14 protein-coding genes and 2 pseudogenes are annotated in these 16,656 nt (G+C 70.3%); 11 read left to right on the top strand and 5 right to left on the bottom strand.

Annotated features, from left to right (window positions below; translation table 11 throughout):
- Positions 1-556, top strand: a pseudogene (locus K0M70_RS04215) (DNA polymerase Y family protein); the annotation flags it as partial.
- Positions 553-3,714, top strand: a pseudogene (locus tag K0M70_RS04210) (error-prone DNA polymerase); the annotation flags it as partial. The pseudogenes K0M70_RS04215 and K0M70_RS04210, both read left to right, overlap by 4 nt.
- A 42-nt stretch (positions 3,715-3,756) precedes the next feature.
- On the opposite strand, the gene K0M70_RS04205 reads toward K0M70_RS04210, so the two are convergent.
- The 4 genes from K0M70_RS04205 to K0M70_RS04190 form a co-directional block, all read right to left on the bottom strand.
- Positions 3,757-6,108: a catalase gene (locus K0M70_RS04205; protein WP_290779685.1), complete on the bottom strand. Its 2,352-nt coding sequence runs from the start codon at positions 6,106-6,108 to the stop codon at positions 3,757-3,759.
- 36 nt (positions 6,109-6,144) lie between these two features.
- Positions 6,145-6,423: a hypothetical protein gene (locus tag K0M70_RS04200; RefSeq protein WP_290779683.1), complete on the bottom strand. Its 279-nt coding sequence runs from the start codon at positions 6,421-6,423 to the stop codon at positions 6,145-6,147.
- Positions 6,424-6,425: 2 nt separating this feature from the next.
- Positions 6,426-6,869: a transporter substrate-binding domain-containing protein gene (locus K0M70_RS04195; protein ID WP_290779681.1), complete on the bottom strand. Its 444-nt coding sequence runs from the start codon at positions 6,867-6,869 to the stop codon at positions 6,426-6,428.
- Positions 6,870-7,033: 164 nt separating this feature from the next.
- The gene (locus K0M70_RS04190) at positions 7,034-8,692 is read right to left on the bottom strand and encodes an AarF/UbiB family protein (protein ID WP_290779679.1); all 1,659 of its coding nucleotides are present in this window, start codon (positions 8,690-8,692) and stop codon (positions 7,034-7,036) included.
- A gap of 144 nt (positions 8,693-8,836) precedes the next feature.
- Between K0M70_RS04190 and K0M70_RS04185 the strand changes: the two genes are divergently transcribed.
- The 7 genes from K0M70_RS04185 to K0M70_RS04155 all read left to right on the top strand — a co-directional run bounded on the left by K0M70_RS04185 (position 8,837) and on the right by K0M70_RS04155 (position 14,322).
- A complete protein-coding gene (locus tag K0M70_RS04185; RefSeq protein WP_290779677.1) occupies positions 8,837-9,331 on the top strand; it encodes a pyridoxamine 5'-phosphate oxidase family protein in 495 nt (164 codons plus the stop codon).
- Positions 9,332-9,426: 95 nt separating this feature from the next.
- On the top strand, positions 9,427-9,639 hold the full coding sequence (locus tag K0M70_RS04180; protein WP_290779675.1) for a DUF1289 domain-containing protein: 213 nt from the start codon (positions 9,427-9,429) through the stop codon (positions 9,637-9,639).
- Positions 9,640-9,708: 69 nt separating this feature from the next.
- Entirely contained in the window at positions 9,709-11,712 is a 2,004-nt protein-coding gene (locus tag K0M70_RS04175; RefSeq protein ID WP_290779673.1) for a S9 family peptidase, read from the top strand.
- The gene (locus K0M70_RS04170) at positions 11,709-12,263 is read left to right on the top strand and encodes a DUF4124 domain-containing protein (RefSeq protein WP_290779671.1); all 555 of its coding nucleotides are present in this window, start codon (positions 11,709-11,711) and stop codon (positions 12,261-12,263) included. Before K0M70_RS04175 ends, K0M70_RS04170 begins: the two co-directional genes overlap by 4 nt.
- Positions 12,264-12,375: 112 nt before the next feature.
- A complete protein-coding gene (locus tag K0M70_RS04165; protein ID WP_290779669.1) occupies positions 12,376-12,759 on the top strand; it encodes a hypothetical protein in 384 nt (127 codons plus the stop codon).
- A gap of 43 nt (positions 12,760-12,802) precedes the next feature.
- Positions 12,803-13,681 carry a DMT family transporter gene (locus tag K0M70_RS04160; protein ID WP_290779666.1) on the top strand — a complete coding sequence of 293 codons (879 nt, stop codon included), beginning with the start codon at positions 12,803-12,805 and terminating at the stop codon, positions 13,679-13,681.
- Positions 13,682-13,740: 59 nt separating this feature from the next.
- Positions 13,741-14,322, top strand: a complete 582-nt coding sequence (locus tag K0M70_RS04155) for a hypothetical protein (protein ID WP_290779663.1) — start codon at positions 13,741-13,743, stop codon at positions 14,320-14,322.
- A gap of 12 nt (positions 14,323-14,334) precedes the next feature.
- On the opposite strand, the gene K0M70_RS04150 is transcribed toward K0M70_RS04155, so the two are convergent.
- A complete protein-coding gene (locus K0M70_RS04150; protein WP_290779660.1) occupies positions 14,335-14,973 on the bottom strand; it encodes a DUF480 domain-containing protein in 639 nt (212 codons plus the stop codon).
- Between the two features lie 127 nt (positions 14,974-15,100).
- On the opposite strand from K0M70_RS04150, the gene K0M70_RS04145 reads away from it, so the two are divergent.
- Both K0M70_RS04145 and K0M70_RS04140 read left to right on the top strand, forming a co-directional pair.
- Positions 15,101-15,838 (top strand): HAD family hydrolase, encoded by a 738-nt coding sequence (locus tag K0M70_RS04145; protein WP_290779688.1) that lies wholly within the window; start codon positions 15,101-15,103, stop codon positions 15,836-15,838.
- A 56-nt stretch (positions 15,839-15,894) separates the two neighbouring features.
- Positions 15,895-16,656: acyl-CoA dehydrogenase family protein (locus tag K0M70_RS04140; protein WP_290779656.1), on the top strand; the 762-nt coding region annotated here is incomplete at its 3' end.

The following is a 16,656-nucleotide window of genomic DNA, read 5'->3' as shown; positions in this document are numbered from 1 at the left end:
CCCCTCGGGGGCGGGGGGCGGGCGGGCGCCCGCGCGCCCGCCGGCCACGCGGTTCGAACTGGCGCGCGGCCGGCTCGACCGCGGGGCCGTGCCGGCCCCGGTGCGCACGCTGCGCCTGCTGGCGCGCGAACTGCCGCCTTTCGTGCCGGCCGCGCGCGAACTGTTCGAGGCGCGTCCGCAGCAGTCGGTCGACTGGCCGGCGCTGCGCGAACGCCTGCGCGCGCGCCTGGGCAACGACGCGGTGTACGGGCTGGCGCCGGTAGCCGACCACCGCCCCGAACATTGCTTCAAGCGCGTGCAGGGCGTGGCCGAGCCCGCGCCACCGTCGGGCTTCGATCCACCGCGCCCCACCTGGCTGCTGTCGCGCCCCATCCCGCTGCGCGGCCCGGCGCCGCGCATCATCGCCGGCCCCGAGCGCATCGAAACCGGCTGGTGGGACGGCGGCGACGTGCAGCGCGACTACTACGTGCTCGAAACCGCCCAGGGCCAGCGCGCCTGGGCCTTCTGCGCCTCCGGCGAAACCGCCCCCTTCATGCTCCACGGCTGGTTCGCATGACCCCGTTCCTGCATGCGGAGCTTCATTGTTTGTCGAACTTTAGTTTCCTGCGGGGGGCGAGTTCGGCGAAGGAGCTGTTCGCGCGGGCGAAGGCGCTGGGCTACAGCGCACTGGCGATCACCGACGAAGCCTCGCTGGCCGGCATCGTGCGGGCGTTCGAAGCTTCGCGCGACAGCGGCGTGGCGCTGATTGTCGGCAGCGAAATACAGCTCGCGAACGGGCCCAAGCTGGTGCTGTTGGCGCAGACGCTGCCCGGCTACCAGACGCTGTGCCGCTGGATCACCGTGGGTCGGCGGCGCGCGGCCAAGGGCAGCTATCGGCTGGCGATGGCCGACCTGGCCGGCGACACCGAAGGCGTGCTGGCGCTGTGGGTGCCGGGCGACGCACCGGTGGCCGCGCACGGTGCCTGGGTCCAGGCCACGTTCCCTGGCCGCAGCTGGATCGCGGTGGGGCTGCACCGAGGCGCCCGCGACGCGCGCCGGCTGCAGCAGCTGCGCGATCTGGGCGCCACGCTGGGCCTGCCGCTGGTGGCCGCCGGCGACGTGCACATGCACGCCCGCGGCCGCCGTGCGCTGCAGGACACGGTCACCGCCATCCGCCACCGCACCACGGTGCGCGAAGCGGGCGAGCGCCTTTTCCCCAACGGCGAGCGCCACCTGCGTACCCGCGAAGCCCTGGCCCAGGCCTACCCGCCCGAGCTGCTGGCCGAAACGCTGGCGGTGGCCGCGCGCTGCACCTTCAGCCTGGACCAGCTCAGCTACCAGTACCCGCGTGAAGTGGTGCCCGAAGGCCACACGCCCACCCAGTGGCTGCGGGAACTGTGCGGTGAAGGCGCGCGCTGGCGCTGGCCCGCCGGTGTTCCGGACGGCGTGCAGGAAAAAATAGACGGCGAACTCGCGCTGATCGAAGAACTCACGTACGAATCGTATTTCCTCACCGTGCACGACATCGTCCGCTTCGCCCGCTCGCGCGGCATCGTCTGCCAGGGCCGTGGCTCGGCCGCCAATTCGGTGGTGTGCTACGTGCTGGGCATCACCGAAGTCGACCCCGCCCGCATCGGCATGCTGATGGAGCGCTTCATCTCGCGCGAGCGGCGCGAACCGCCCGACATCGACGTGGACTTCGATTCCACCCGCCGCGAGGAAGTGATCCAGTACGTGTACGAACGCTACGGTCGCGAACGCGCCGCGCTCACCGCCATCGCCACCACGTATTCAGGCCGCAGCACCATCCGCGACGTGGCCAAGGCCCTGGGCCTGGCCCCCGACCAGGTGGACCGCCTGGCGCGCACCCTGGGCCGCTGGGACAGCGCGCTGCCGGCCGACGAGCGCCTGCGCGAAGCCGGCTTCGACCCGGACAACGCCGCGATAAAGCGCGTGCTGGCGCTCACCGCGCAGCTGCTGAACTTCCCGCGGCATCTGTCCCAGCACCCGGGCGGCTTCGTCATCTCCGACGCGCCCCTGCACACCCTGGTGCCGGTGGAAAACGCCGCCATGCCCGACCGCACCGTCATCCAGTGGGACAAGGACGACCTCGACACCCTGGGCCTGATGAAGGTGGACGTGCTGGGCATCGGCATGCTGGGCGCCATTGCCCGCTGCCTGCAGCTGCTGCGCGACAGCGGCCGCCGCGACCTCACCGTGCAGGACATTCCCGCCGAGGATCCGCAGGTATACGCCATGATCCAGCGCGCCGACACCGTGGGCACTTTCCAGATCGAAAGCCGCGCGCAGATGGCCATGCTGCCGCGCCTCAAACCCGCCTGTTACTACGACCTGGTGGTACAGGTGGCCATCGTGCGGCCCGGCCCGATCGAAGGAAAGATGGTGCATCCCTACCTGCAGCGTCGCCTGGGCCGCGAAGCCGTGGTCTACCCGTCGCCGGCGCTGGAAAAAGTGCTCAGCCGCACGCTCGGCATCCCGCTGTTCCAGGAACAGGTGATGCAGATCGCCATCGTCGCCGCCGGCTACACGCCGGGCGAAGCCGACCAGCTGCGCCGCTCGATGGCCGCATGGAAACGCCACGGCGGCCTGGAGCCGCACCGCGAGCGCCTGCTGGCCGGCATGCGCGAGCGCGGCTACCCCGACGAGTTCGCCGAGCGCATCTTCGAACAGGTGAAGGGCTTTGGCAGCTACGGTTTCCCCGAATCGCACGCCGCCAGCTACGCGCTGGTGGCCTACACCAGCAGCTGGCTCAAGTGCCACGAGCCGGCGGCGTTCGCCTGCGCGCTGATCAACACGCCCACGCACATGGGGTTCTATACGCCCGACCAGCTGCTGCAGGATGCGCGGCGGCACGGCATCGAGGTGCGTGGGGTGGACGTGCGGTCCAGCGACTGGGACTGCGCGCTTGAAGCCATCGGGCCCGACGGCCCGTCCGCGATGCACGCCGCGGCAAACCGCCACCCGTCCCGGGCCATCGTGGGCGGGGCATCCGTCCCCGGGCTCGACCAGCCCGCGATAAGGCTGGGCCTGAACCAGGTTTCCGGGTTCCCCAAGGCCGCCGCCGAACGCCTGATGATCGCCCGCGCCCAAGCCCCGTTCCGGCACCTCGACGACCTCGCCCACCGCGCCGGCCTCGACCGCCGCCAGCTCGACCTGCTGGCCGAAGCCAACGCCCTGCGCGGCCTGGTGGGCCACCGCAACCGCGCACGCTGGGCCGCCAGCGGCGTGGAAACCAGCCTGCCGCTGTTCGCCGGCCTCGAGGCCTCGCCCGAGGCGCGCATCGCGCTGCCGCCGCCCACGCCCGGCGAAGCGGTGCTGGCCGACTACGCCAGCTTCGGCACCACCCTGGGCCCGCACCCGCTGCGGCTGATGCGCAAGCAGCTGCGCGCGCAGCGCTGCCGGCCCTCGCGCGAACTGGCGGCGCTGCCGCACGGCGCCCACATCCGCCACGCCGGCCTGGTGACGCTGCGCCAGCGCCCCGGCACGGCCAAGGGCGTCACGTTTGTCACGCTGGAAGACGAGGACGGCACCGTCAGCGTGGTGATCTGGAAGGACCTGGCCGAACGCCAGCGCCGCGAACTGGCCAATGCCAGCCTGCTGGCCGTGGACGGCCGCTGGGAAAAGGTGGACGGCGTGAGCCACCTCATCGCCGGCCGCCTGCACGATTTTTCCCACCTGATGGGCGCGCTGCAGGTGCCGTCGCAAAATAACTACTTAACCCCGGGCGCGCCGGAAGCGCGGCGGCGCCGCGCGGCATCAAACCTTCGGCGGATCGCGGTCGCGCGCGTAGTGGCGGTGGTGGGCCAGCGCATCGATGAACGCGGTCGCCTGGTCGGCCTTGCCCTTGGCATGCACCAGCAGCCCGGCATCCTTGCCGTCGACGGGCAAGCCCGCGCCTTCCAGCAGCGCAACGCCCGAGCCGATCGCCAGGATGGTCTTCAGGTGCCGGTACTGGTCCTTGATGTATTCATGCACCAGCGCATGGCCACCCAGCGCGGCGAACGCGCCCTTGCCGCCCGGCAGCACCAGGCCGTCGAACAGCACCGACGGCTCGTTCTCGAACGAAGCCTCGGCTTCCAGCACGGTGCCGTCGGCGGCGGTGAACGCTCCCACGCGTGGCCCCACCAGGCGCCCCATGGCGCCGGCCTTGCGCAGCGCGGCCTGCATCGTGGCCACCACGGCGCCGTCGACGCCATCGGCGATGACGATGGCCACCTTGCGCGACAGCACGCCCTGTTCGCCCGGCAGCGCCATCAGCGACAGCGCCGGCGACACCTTCACCTCGGCCTTGGGCGCGCGCTCGATCGCACGCGGCATCGGCTCGGGCAGGTCCATGCCCAGGCCCTGCGCCACGCCGCCCGCCAGTTCGTCAGACACGTTGCGCAGCATCGCCAGCGTGCGGGTGCGGATCGCCGGCACGGTGACCTTGCTCAGCTCGAACCGGAACGCGGCGACGATGTGCGCTTTCTCCACCGCGCTCTGGCTGTCGAAGAAGAGCCTGGCCTGGCCGTAGTGCTCGGCGAACTTTTCGGGCTTGCCGCGCATCTCGTCGCCCGCCACCGGCTCGGGGAAGGGCACGAAGCCCATCTGCCCGGTCTGGAACGGGCAGCCGCCGCCCAGCGAGTTGGGCTCGTAGGACACGCGGCCGCGGTGGATCGCCTGGCGGTGCATGCCGTCGCGCTGGTTGTTGTGCACCGGCGCCAGCGGCGCATTGATCGGCAGTTCGTGGAAGTTCGGTCCGCCCAGCCGTGAGATCTGCGTGTCCACGTAGGAGTGGATGCGCCCGGCCAGCAGCGGATCATTGGTGAAATCAATGCCTGGCACCACGTGCGCAGTGCAGAACGCCACCTGCTCGGTTTCGGCAAAGAAGTTGTCCGGGTTGCGGTTGAGCACCATGCGGCCGATCGGCGTCACCGGCACCAGTTCCTCCGGGATCAGCTTGGTCGCATCCAATACGTCGAAGCTGAACTGGTCGGCCTCGGCTTCGCTGAACACCTGCACCCCCAGCTCCCACTCGGGGTAAGCGCCCGATTCAATGGCTTCCCACAGGTCGCGGCGGTGGAAGTCCGGGTCGCAGCCGGAAATCTTCACCGCCTCCTCCCACACCAGCGAATGCGTGCCCAGCAGTGGCTTCCAGTGGAACTTCACCAGCGACGACTCGCGCGCCTCGTTGACGAAGCGGAACGTGTGCACGCCGGAGCCCTGCATCATCCGGTAACTGCGCGGGATGCCGCGGTCGGACATCGCCCACACCAGCATGTGGGTGGACTCGGGCATCAGGGAAACGAAGTCCCAGAACGTGTCGTGCGCCGATCCGGCCTGGGGCATGCCGTGGTGCGGCTCGGGCTTCACGGCGTGCACCAGGTCGGGGAACTTCATCGCGTCCTGGATGAAGAACACCGGCATGTTGTTGCCCACCAGGTCCCAGTTGCCCTCGTCGGTGTAGAACTTCACCGCGAAGCCGCGCACGTCGCGCGCCGTGTCTTTCGAGCCGCGCTCGCCGGCCACGGTGGAGAATCGCACGAACACGGGCGTCTGCTTGCCCGCTTCCTGGAACGGCGCCGCGCGGGTGATGTCGGCCAGCGAGCGGTAGGACTCGAACACGCCGTGCGCGCCGGAGCCACGCGCGTGCACGATGCGCTCGGGGATGCGTTCATGGTCGAAGTGGGTGATCTTCTCGCGCAGGATGAAGTCCTTCAGCAGCGCGGGGCCGCGCAGGCCGGCCTTGAGCGAGCTCTGGTTGTCGGCCACCGGCACGCCCGGGTTGGTGGTCAGGCCGCGGCCGGTGGCGTCCACCCGCACGCGTTCCAGCGGCGTGGTGGTGGGGTCCTGGCCGTCGGCGGCCGGCGCGCCGGTCTTGCCGGTGTCGGTGCCTTCCGACAGCGTGCTGCCGGTGACGGCGCGCGACGCCGGCTGCACCGTTTCGCCCGCAGGCGGCGCACCGGCGCCCTGGCCGAACTCGGCAGGCTTGATGGCGTTGGTGGGCATGGCGGCGGCGGTGGCGTCGGTGTCGGCCAGCTGCCGGGCCATCGCTTCCGGGCTGGGGCCGGCGGGGCCGGTTCTTTTCGCCGGCGTCTTGTTGCCGGTGGTTTTCTTGCGGGTGGCCATGGGCGGGTTGCTCCGTGCGCGAAGGGGAAGGCCGGCTCACGCCGTGCCGGATTTTTCCAGCAGGACGTTGCGGCGATGGACCCACAGCCCGACGACGGCGGTGAGCAGGATGGCGGCGTTCGTCACGACGAACACCCGGTTATCCAGCAGCCAGCTGTAGGCAATGAAGCCCAGGCTGGCCAGGATCTGGCCCGCGAACAGCAGGCCCGAGACGCCCTGGGTGGAGCGTTCGCGCCACTGCACCCGGATCTGCCGGCCGAGGGTGGCCAGCAGCACGCAGGACGCGGTCCAGCCCAGCCAGTCGGCGGGCTCCACGGTCAGTGGCGGCCATGCGCGGCGGCGTTGCGATGGCGCACCACCTGCAGGAAGGCATTGGCGGCCGCCCAGTCGCGCCACGCGCCGCGGGACACCGCCCAGACATGACGGTAGCCAACGCCGTGCGGGCATTGGTGCGCATGCAGACGATGCGTGGAAAACGTGGCCAGGCGCGCGCTGGCGCGAAGTTCAGGCGTCGCGCCCAGGCCGCCGATCGCAAGGTCCAGTTGCTTCTGGTTGAGCGCCTGCGGCAGCTGGTCGGGCGTCACAAGCCGCCACTGGAGTTCGCGGCCCAGCCAGTGGGCGTAGCGGCGGGCTTCGCGGACCTCGATGCCGTCCAGGCGCAGGTCTTCGGCCAGCGCCCAGGGCGCCGACAGCACGATGCCCACGCGCAGGGAGGGGCGGATGGAAGGGCGGATGGAAGGGCGGACGAAGGGCGACGCCATGGGCTCGATTCCATGCGGGGGGGGGTCCACTTCCCCTGCAAGGACCTGGCCAACCGCGCACAGGCCACAGCGGCGTGCTTCCCGGCGCGGATATCCCCGCCCGGCCGCCGCGCGGCCTGCGAAATGCTGGCCCGCGGCCGGGCAAGTTGCAGGCCGTGCGTGGCTCAGAGCGGATCTTTCTCCGCCCTGGGCTTGGACTTGCGGTCGCCGGCCAGGATGCTGATCACCAGCGCGCCGCCCAGGCCCGCCGCGATCAGGAACATCACCAGCGCCAGCGCCGGGTAACCGAACAGTTGCCGCGTGCTGGGCACGTCCATGATCAGCGCCGCGCCGACGATCATCGCTGCGGCGATGATGCCCACGGTGATGCGGTTGGCGATCTTCTGCATGCTTTCGATCAGGTGCGATTCCTCCAGCCCGGCGATGTTCACCTTGAAGCGGTTGTCGGCCAGTGTGCGCAGCAGCACCGACAGCCGCTGCGGCGCCTCGCGCACCAGCTCCTGCATTTCCAGCGCGTCGGTGGCCAGGCGGCCCAGGTCCAGGCTTGAGCGGGTGCGGGCGCGGAACAGTTCGGGCAGGTGGTCCTTGAGCACGTCGCGCATGGACATGTTGGCGTCCAGCGCCAGCAGTACCGCCTCGAGGTTGAGCAGGGTCTTGCCCAGCAGGGTCAGTTCGGCCGGCGGCCGCAGGCCGCAGTCGCCGCCGATGCGCACCAGCTGAAGCAGGAAGCTGCCTTCGGAGTCGGTGCGCACCGAGCTGTTGGAGAAGCGCGCCACCATGCGGCTGGTTTCGCGGGTGAAGCGCGGCTCGTCGAAATCCTCCAGCCGGGTGCCCATGTGCATCAGGGTTTCGGAGACCTGTTCGCCGCGGCCTTCGGTGGTGGCCAGGATCAGCTTGAGCAGCTGGTCGCGCATGCGCGGCGGCACGTGGCCCACCATGCCCAGGTCCAGCAGCACCAGGTCCTGGTCGGCGGTGAGCACCACGTTGCCCGGATGCGGGTCGGCGTGGATCAGGCCGTGCATGAAGATCTGGTCCAGGTACGCGCGGCCCAGGTCGCCGGCCAGCGGCGACAGGTCGGCCTCGGTGCGCAGCACGTCGGGGATCTGCGTGACGCGTATGCCCTCGGCGCGGTCCATCGTCAGCACCAGCCGCGTGGTGTAGTCCCACACCGGCGCCGGAACGCTGATGCGCGGGTAGGGTTCGAGCCGCGTGCGGAAGGTCTCCAGGTTGTTGGCTTCCTGCAGGTAGTCCAGCTCGGCCAGCATGGTGGCGCGGAACTCCGCCAGCCACTCGCCGAAGCCCAGGCGCTTGCCGACGCCGCTGACCATGCCCAGCGATGCGATCAGGCTGCCGAGGGTGGCCATGTCGGCTTCGATCGCGGCCACCAGGCCCGGCCGCTGCACCTTCACCGCCACCTTCCGGCCACTGGGCAGCACCGCGGCGTGCACCTGCGCGAACGAGGCGGTGCCGAGCGGCACCGGATCGAACTCGGCGAACAGGTGCTTGAGCGGCGCGCCCAGTTCGCTGGCGATCTGCGCCTCGATCACTTCCAGGTCCGCGGGCGCCACCTTGTCCTGCAGCCGCACTAGCGCGGTGATGTATTCGGGCGGCACCAGGTCGGGCCGCGTCGACAGCATCTGGCCGATCTTGACGAAGGTCGGGCCGAGCGCTTCGAGGTCGGTGGTGAACTGTTCGGCGGCCGCGGTGTCGACAGGCTCGGCGGTGGTCACGCTGTCGGGGTCGCCACCGCCGTGGAACACCGGCGAGTTGCGGTGCTTGATCAGGAACGCCGTGATGGTGGCGAGCCGGGATGTGTCGGACATGGCGCGGCTCCTGGGCCTGTGAAGTGGCGCCACGCTAACACCGCAGCGCGCGCACACGGCGCACGGGTGCATCCGCCGTTCAGCGACGCGATAGCACTGGCACCGAACTTGCAGCGCTTCCGTCATCCCCCCAGAGGAACCACCATGCAAAGCACCCGGAAACAGCAGATCGAAGAGTTGCGCGAACTGGTCATGGACCTCGACATCGCGATGTTCACCACCCGCGATGGCGGCGGCCAGCTGCACAGCCGGCCGATGGATACCCAGCAGGTGGACGACGAAGGCCACCTGTGGTTCCTGACCTCGCGCAAGTCCGACGTGGTGGGCGAAGTGCACGCCATCCCTGCAATCTGCCTGACCTACGGGTCGAAGGAAAAGAACACCTACCTGTGCGTCAGCGGCAAAGCGCAGGAGATGCACGACCAGGCCAAGATCTCCGAACTGTGGTCGCCGATGCACGGTGTGTTCTTCAGCGGCGGCCGCGACGACCCCGACCTGACCCTGCTGCGCGTGATCCCCACGCATGCCGAAGCGTGGACCGGTCCGTCGGGCGCCGTGGGCAAGCTGCTGGCCTTCGCCACCGCCGCCATCACCGGCGACGGCGAGGCGCTGGGCAGCAAGCAGACGCTGCCGACCTGACGTCGGGCGATCAACGGGAGGGGCCGGCCCGCCGCTTCGTCGGCGGCACCCGGGGGCTGTGGCGGAGGCGTCTGGAAAGCCACACACTCCGCGCCATGGCCAGCCCTGCGGAATTGCCCGAATCCCCCTGCGTCCGCAACTGCTGCCTGGACGATGCCGACGTGTGCATCGGCTGCGGCCGGCACGTGCAGGAAATCCTTTGCTGGGGCCAGGCCGGCACCAAGGAGCGCGAAGCCATCCTCGCCCGCGCCGCCGCCCGCCGGGACGCCCGGCCCCCGCCCCGGTTCCGGCCCGTCGGCCCGGGGTGACTTTCGGGCGATTGGGCGGGCGCCCGGGACCGGCGTAGAGTCAGCCAACGCCTACCCCGGAGACCGCCCATGCCCCTCGTCCGCCGCACCGCCCTGACGCTCGCCATCGCGCTGTCGCTCTCGCTGGCCGCCTGCAAGCCGGCCACCGCTCCGGAGGCCACGGCCGGGGCCGGCACCACCACCACGCCCGCCGCCGAAGCCGCCATCGCGCGCCCGTCCCGGCAGTACGCCATCGAGGACTTCGTCGAATCCACCGGCGTGGCCGGCGCGTCCTTCAGCGCTGACGAATCGCGCCTGCTGTTCTCGTCGAACAAGTCCGGCATCTGGAACGTTTACTCGATGCCCGTCGCCGGCGGCGACTGGACGGCGGTGACGCAGTCCACCACCGACAACAACTATGCCGTGGCGTATTTCCCGGCCGACGACCGCACCCTGATCACCCGCGACCAGGGCGGCAACGAACTCAACCACCTGTACGTCATCCAGGCCGACGGCACCGAGAAGGACCTCACGCCTGGCGAGAACCTCAGGGCCGAGTTCATGGGCTTCAACGGCGACGGCAGCGCCTTCCACGTGATCAGCAATGAACGTGATCCGCGCTACTTCGACGTCTACCGCTACGACAGCACCACCTACGAGCGCACCCGGGTGTACGAGAACAACGAAGGCCTCGAGCCGGGCGCGATCTCGCAGGACGGAAAGTGGATGGCGCTGGGCAAGACCAACACCACCAACGACAGCGACCTGTTCGTGGTGGAGCTGGCCACGGGCCAGTCCACGAAAGTGTCGCAGCACGAAGGCCAGGCGGCGTTCAACGCCCAGGACTTCAGCCCCGACGGCCAGTGGCTTTACTACACCGCCAACGACCAGGGCGAGTTCGCGCAGCTGCGTCGGGTGAAGCTGGGCAACTGGGAACACGAGCCGGTGCGCAGCGCCGACTGGGACATCGTGGCGGCCTACTTCTCCAAGGGCGGCAAGTACCTGGCCGTGGCCACCAACGTGGACGGCAGCACCAGCGTGAAGCTGTACGACGCCGCCACCGGCGCCGAGCAGCCGCTGCCGGCGCTGCCGGCCGGCGAGATCCGCGGCCTGCGCATCGCCGATTCGGAAAAGCGCCTGGCCTTCTACCTCAACGGCGACCGCCAGCCCAACGACCTGTACCTGCTGGAAATTGGCGGCGAAGCCAAGCCGCTCACCACCTCGCTCAACCCGGCCATCGACCCGGCCGACCTGGTGGATTCAAGCGTGGTGCGCTTCAAGAGCTTCGACGGCATGGAGATCCCCAACATCCTGTGGAAGCCGCACCAGGCCACGGCCGACGCCAAGGCGCCCGCGCTGGTGTGGGTGCACGGTGGCCCGGGCGGGCAGACCACGCGCGCGCACTCGGCCACCATCCAGTACCTGGCCAACCACGGCTACGTGGTGCTGGGCATCAACAACCGCGGAAGCTCGGGCTACGGCAAGACCTTCTTCGCCGCCGACGACGGCAAGCACGGCCGCGAGCCGCTGTGGGACACCATCGAGGCCAAGAAATACCTGCAGTCGCTGGACTACGTGGACGACGACAAGATCGGCATCATCGGCGGCAGCTACGGCGGCTACATGACCTTGGCAGCGCTGGCGTTCAAGCCGGGCGAGTTCAAGGTGGGAGTGAACATCTTCGGCGTCTCGAACTGGCTGCGCACGCTCGAGTCCATTCCGCCGTACTGGGAGTCCGCGCGCCTGGCGCTGTACCAGGAGATCGGCAACCCCGAAACGCAGCGCGATTTCCTGATCGAAACCTCGCCGCTCTTCCACGCCGACAAGATCAACGTGCCGTTGATGGTGCTGCAGGGTGCCAACGACCCGCGCGTGATCCAGGTCGAGTCCGATGAAATCGTGGAGGCGGTGAAGAAGAACGGCGTTCCGGTGGAATACGTGCTGTTCGCCGATGAAGGCCACGGCTTCAGCAAGAAGAAAAACCAGATCGAAGGCTGGGGCAAGATCCTCGCTTTCCTCGACCAGCATCTGCGGGCTGACGCGCCCGCCGAACAGGCACCGGCAACGGCGGCAGCCGCGCCTGCTGCGCCATGAGCAAGCACCGGCAGCCGGGTGCGGGCGCTCTTCCCGCCCGCGCCTGCGGGCACGCCCGGGCACTGCGGCCGATGCTGATCCTGGCGCTGCTGCTGGCGTCGCCGCTGGCGGCGGCCCAGGCGCTGTACAAGTGCAGCGACCCGCAGGGCTTGGTCAGCATCCAGTCCGAACCCTGCGCCAAAGGCAGCAGTGAGGTGTGGAAACGCGAGGCCGCACCCGACCCGGAGCCGTCTCCGGAAGAACTGGCGGCGCGCGCTGCGCTGGCCCAGGCCGAGGCCCAGCGCATTGCCGAGACCGCGCGGCTGGCGGAGCAGCAGCGCCTGGAAGCGCAGGCGCGCATCGCCGACGAAATGCGGCTGCGCGATGCGGTGGCCAGCGCCGTGCCGCCGCCGCGCAAGAGCGAATGCACCAAGGCCCACGACTTCAACGACCTGGCCTTGCAGCTGCCGTGGCTGGAGCTGACCCAGGCGCAGCGCGAGGGCATCAAGCGCTGGGTGGTGCTGACCTGCCGCGACCCGGACCTGCTGGGTGGCGACGGCGTCGAGCCCTGACGGGGCGTCCTGCTGACGCGCCCGCAAGGCGCGTTCGTCGCCATGCAGCGGCCATTTCCGACGGCGCGGCCCGGGGCAACGGCGTGCAATGAAGCCCCAACGAGGGCCCGCCATGCACGCCATCCTGCTGACGTTTCTCCTGCTGCCCGGTCCGCTGCCGGCATCGCTGAACAAATGCATCGGCGCCGACGGCGTCGCCAGCTACCAGTCGCTGCCTTGCGCGGCCCACCAGCGCACCGCCTGGTCACGACGGTCCCCACCGCAGGCCGTCCCGCCGCCCGTGCAGCCGGTGGCGGCTGCGGTGGTGCCGTCGCGCACGCGCGCGCCCGGACCGGCGGCGCGGGCCGTGCGCCCGGCCGTCAAACCCGCCCCCACCCGCTGCGCCGCCGCACGCCAGGCGGCTGACCTCACCCGGGACCGGCTTTGGAACCGGCTCAGTTTCCGCCAGCGCTCGGATCTGGATGCAAAGGTGGCGCTGGCCTGCGCCAAACGCTGAGGCGGCGCGTGCGCGCGGCGCGGCCGCGGCCCAGAATAGGCGGATGCAAACCCAGAACAATGTGCGCGGCATTGTCGCGATGCTGATCGCCGTCGGCTTTTTCTCGCTGATGGATGGCGGGCTCAAGCAGCTTTCCGCGCACTACCCTGCCATGCAGGTGGCGGCTATCCGCGGCCTTTCTTCGCTGCCGCTGGTGCTGCTGTGGGTGGCGGCCACCGGAACGGTAGCCACGCTGTGGAAGGTGCGCTGGCCCCTGCACCTGCTGCGGGGCGCGCTGTCGATCGTGATGCTGTCGGCGTTCGCCTATGCGCTCAAGCGCATGCCGATGACGGGCGCCTATGCGCTGTTCTTCGTCGCGCCGCTGCTGATCACGGCGCTGTCGGTGCCGCTGCTGGGCGAAAAAGTCGGCCCCCGGCGCTGGTCCGCCATCGCGGTGGGGATGGTGGGCGTGCTGGTGGTGCTGCGGCCCAGCGGCGAAGGCGTGTTGGGCTGGGCCGGCCTGGCGGTGCTGCTGGCGGCAACGGCTTACGCGCTGTCGGCCATCCTGGTGCGCGTGCTGCACCGTACCGACAGCTCGCAAAGCATGGTGCTGTGGATGCTGGTGATGACCGGCGTGGGTGCCGCCGCCCTGGCCTGGCCGGCCTGGCAGCCGCTGCAGGGGGCGGATGGCTGGATCATCGTGGCCGTTGGCCTGAGCGGGTTCGGGGGCCAGGTCGCCATCACCGAAGCCTTCCGCGTCGGCCAGGCGTCGGTGGTGGCGCCCTTCGAATACAGCGCCCTGGCGTGGGCGTTGGGTCTGGACTGGCTGGTGTGGCAAGTGCTGCCCGACGGCATGACGCTGTTGGGCGCCGGCATCGTCGTGGCCAGCGGGCTTTACCTGCTGCGCCGCGAGCGCGTCCACACCGGGGCCGAGCATCCCTGAGCAAACCGCGCGGGTGGCTCCGGTATGCTTTGGCCGCACCCGCCCCCCGGAATCCCGCCATGTCCCTGGTCCCGTTTCGCTGCCTGCCGCTGCTCACCCTGGCCCTGCTGGCCGGCTGTGGGGCCGAAGCGCCCGCTCCGGTGGCGGCGCCCGCGCCGTCGCCCGTCGCCGTGGCGCCCGCCGGGGTGGACTGGAGTCGCTGCCAGTTCCCCGGACTGATGCTGCCGGTGCCGGGCAAGGTGATCGTGGTGGACGGTGGCCAGTCGGTGCCCGACGCCGAGCCGGGCCGCGAGTCCATCCGGCGGGTGGAAATCGTGGTGCCGGGGAAAGTGGCCCTGCTGCTCACCGCGCCCGACGCCACGGTGTGGCTGCTGCGGCCGTCGCCGGAAACCGAGCTGGTGGGCGTTTACGCCAGTGGCGACGCCCCGCAGCGCATCAGCGGCCAGCGCCTGGGCGCACACCTGCTGGCGAGATCCCGGGCCACGGGCGACGACTGCGGAAGGTATTGGATGGCGGCCGACGCGGGCGCCACCCTGGAAGAAGCCAGCAGGCAGGTGTTCGGACGCGCGCACTCGGCCGTGTACCGGCTGCACGGTGGCCTGGCGGTGATCGGCAAGGCCGAGGAGCCGCCGGTGCGCTGAGCCCAGGCGGGCTCAGTCCAGCAGATGGGCCAGCTTCTGGCGCAGTTCGGCCAGGTCGTTCTCCAGCGCCTCCACGCGCGCCTCCAGGCCGCTGCGGTCGGCGGCCGGGCGGCTGGCGGTGACAAACTGGTCGGCTGACACCGGACCGCCCAGCAGGTGCATGTAGCGGTCCTCGCGCTGCCCGGACGCGCGCCCCAGGTTGACCAGGAAGCCGCGCTGGGCCAGCCGATCCAGCAGCTGGCGCACGTCGTCCTGGTCGCGCAGGGTGGCCAGCCGCTCGCAGCGCGTCATCAGTTCGGCCACCGTTTGCGGGCCGCGCAGCAGCATCACGCTCAGAACGGCCTGCTGAGGCTGCGTCACTGAGTAGCTGCTGGCGAAACGGTGCTCGTAGCGCTGGGCGCGGGCGCCGTGCACCGATCGCACCAGGCCGCGGCCCTCCATTTCGCGCAGGGCGTGGCCCACGTCGCCGGGCTCGAGCTCGAGGACCGGGTCGCGGTTGGATTTCTGGTTGCAGGCCAGCACCACCGCATTGGCGGTCAGCGGATAGGCTTCGGGCGTGGTGGCTTCCTTCTCCACCAGGCTGCCCAGGATGCGGGCCTCCACGGGCGTAAGCAGGGCCGGGCCGGGGCTGTTGGCGTTCTCGTCGGTCATCAGGGTTCCTCGAAAGCAGGCCGCCATGATGCCGCATTGGCGCGTGAGGGCCGGGCCATGCCGGGGCAGGCGCGGCCGGGGCCCCGACGGTAGTACCCTTGGGGTCCCCCCGGCACCTGCCATGCACATGATCCAGCTGATCGGCTTCGATGGTGACGACACCCTCTGGCACAGCGAGGGTTACTACCAGTCGGCCCACGCCGAGTTCGAATCCATCGTCGGCCGCTACGTCGACCTGGCCGACGCGCGCCTGCACGAGCGCCTGCTGGAAACCGAGCGCGCCAGCATCCGCCTGTTCGGCTACGGCGCCAAGGGCATGACGCTGTCGATGCTGGAGGCCGCGTTCGCGGTGACCGGCGGGCGTATCGCGGCCGACGACATGCACCGCATCGTGGGCCTGGGCAAGCAGGTGATGGCGCATCCGGTGGAGCTGCTGCCCGGCATCCGTGACGCCGTGGCCGCCATTGCGCACCACTATCCGGTGGTGCTGGTGACCAAGGGCGACCTGTTCCACCAGGAAGCAAAAGTGGCCGCTTCGGGACTGGCGGACCTGTTCCGGCGCATCGAGATCGTGTCCGAAAAGGACGCGCGTTCGTATACGCGTCTGCTGCTGGAGTTCGGGGTCGAACCGGAGTCCTTCGCCATGGTCGGCAACTCCCTGCGCTCGGACATCGAGCCGGTGGTGCGCCTGGGCGGCTGGGGCATCCACGTGCCTTACCACGTCACCTGGGCCCATGAGCTCGACAACGGCCTGCAGCCCGAGCACGACCGCCAGGTGATCCGCGTGGACGCCGCGGCCAGCATCCCCAAGGCGCTGGCGGCGCTGCAGTCGCGCGCGCAGGCCCGCATCACCGGGCGCGACTGACGCCGCGGCCGCGCGGCCTTGCTACCCTTGGCGCTGACCTTCCCGCCAGCCCCGCCATGACCGACAGCCGTTCCGTGGATCGCCGCAACCTCGACTTCCTTCTGCACGAGGTGCAGGACGCCGGGTCCCTGTGCCGCTACCCGCGCTTCGCCGAGCATTCGCGCGAAACCTTCGATGCCGTGCTCGACGCTGCGCAGGACCTGGCGGACGCCACGTTCGCCGGCCACAACCGCGCCAGCGACGAACACGAGCCGCGCTTCGTCGATGGCCGGGTTGAAATCATCCCGCAGGTGAAGGTGGCGCTTGACGCTTACGCGCAGGCGGGTTTCACCGCCATGCTGGCCGACGCCGACGAAGGCGGCATGCAGCTGCCCTACGCCGTGGGCCTGGCCTGCGACGCGATGTTCGTGGCCGCCAACGTGTCCACCTCCGGCTACACGATGCTGGCGCGCGGCGTGGCCAACCTGCTGCAGGCGCACGGCACGCCGGCGCAGTGCGCGCGCTACCGCACGCCGATCCTGCAGGGCCGCTTCCTGGGCACGATGTGCCTGAGCGAGCCGCAGGCGGGATCGTCGCTGGGCGACATCCGCACGCGTGCCGAACCCGCGGCCGACGGCAGCTACCGCCTGAGCGGCGCCAAGATGTGGATCAGCGGCGGCGAACACGACCTGTCGGAGAACATCATCCACCTGGTGCTGGCGCGCCTGCCGGACGCGCCGCCGGGCGGGAAAGGGATCCGCCGGTTCATAGTGCCCCACTTACGCGTGAACGCCGACGGCCCCCAGGGCGAACCCAACGCCGAGCCCCTGGCCGGCGGG

The organism is Arenimonas sp. (genome assembly GCF_019459675.1).
GTDB lineage: Bacteria > Pseudomonadota > Gammaproteobacteria > Xanthomonadales > Xanthomonadaceae > Arenimonas.
The sequence above is the reverse complement of the archived record's forward strand: the minus strand, read 5'-3'. Positions and strand labels throughout refer to the sequence as shown.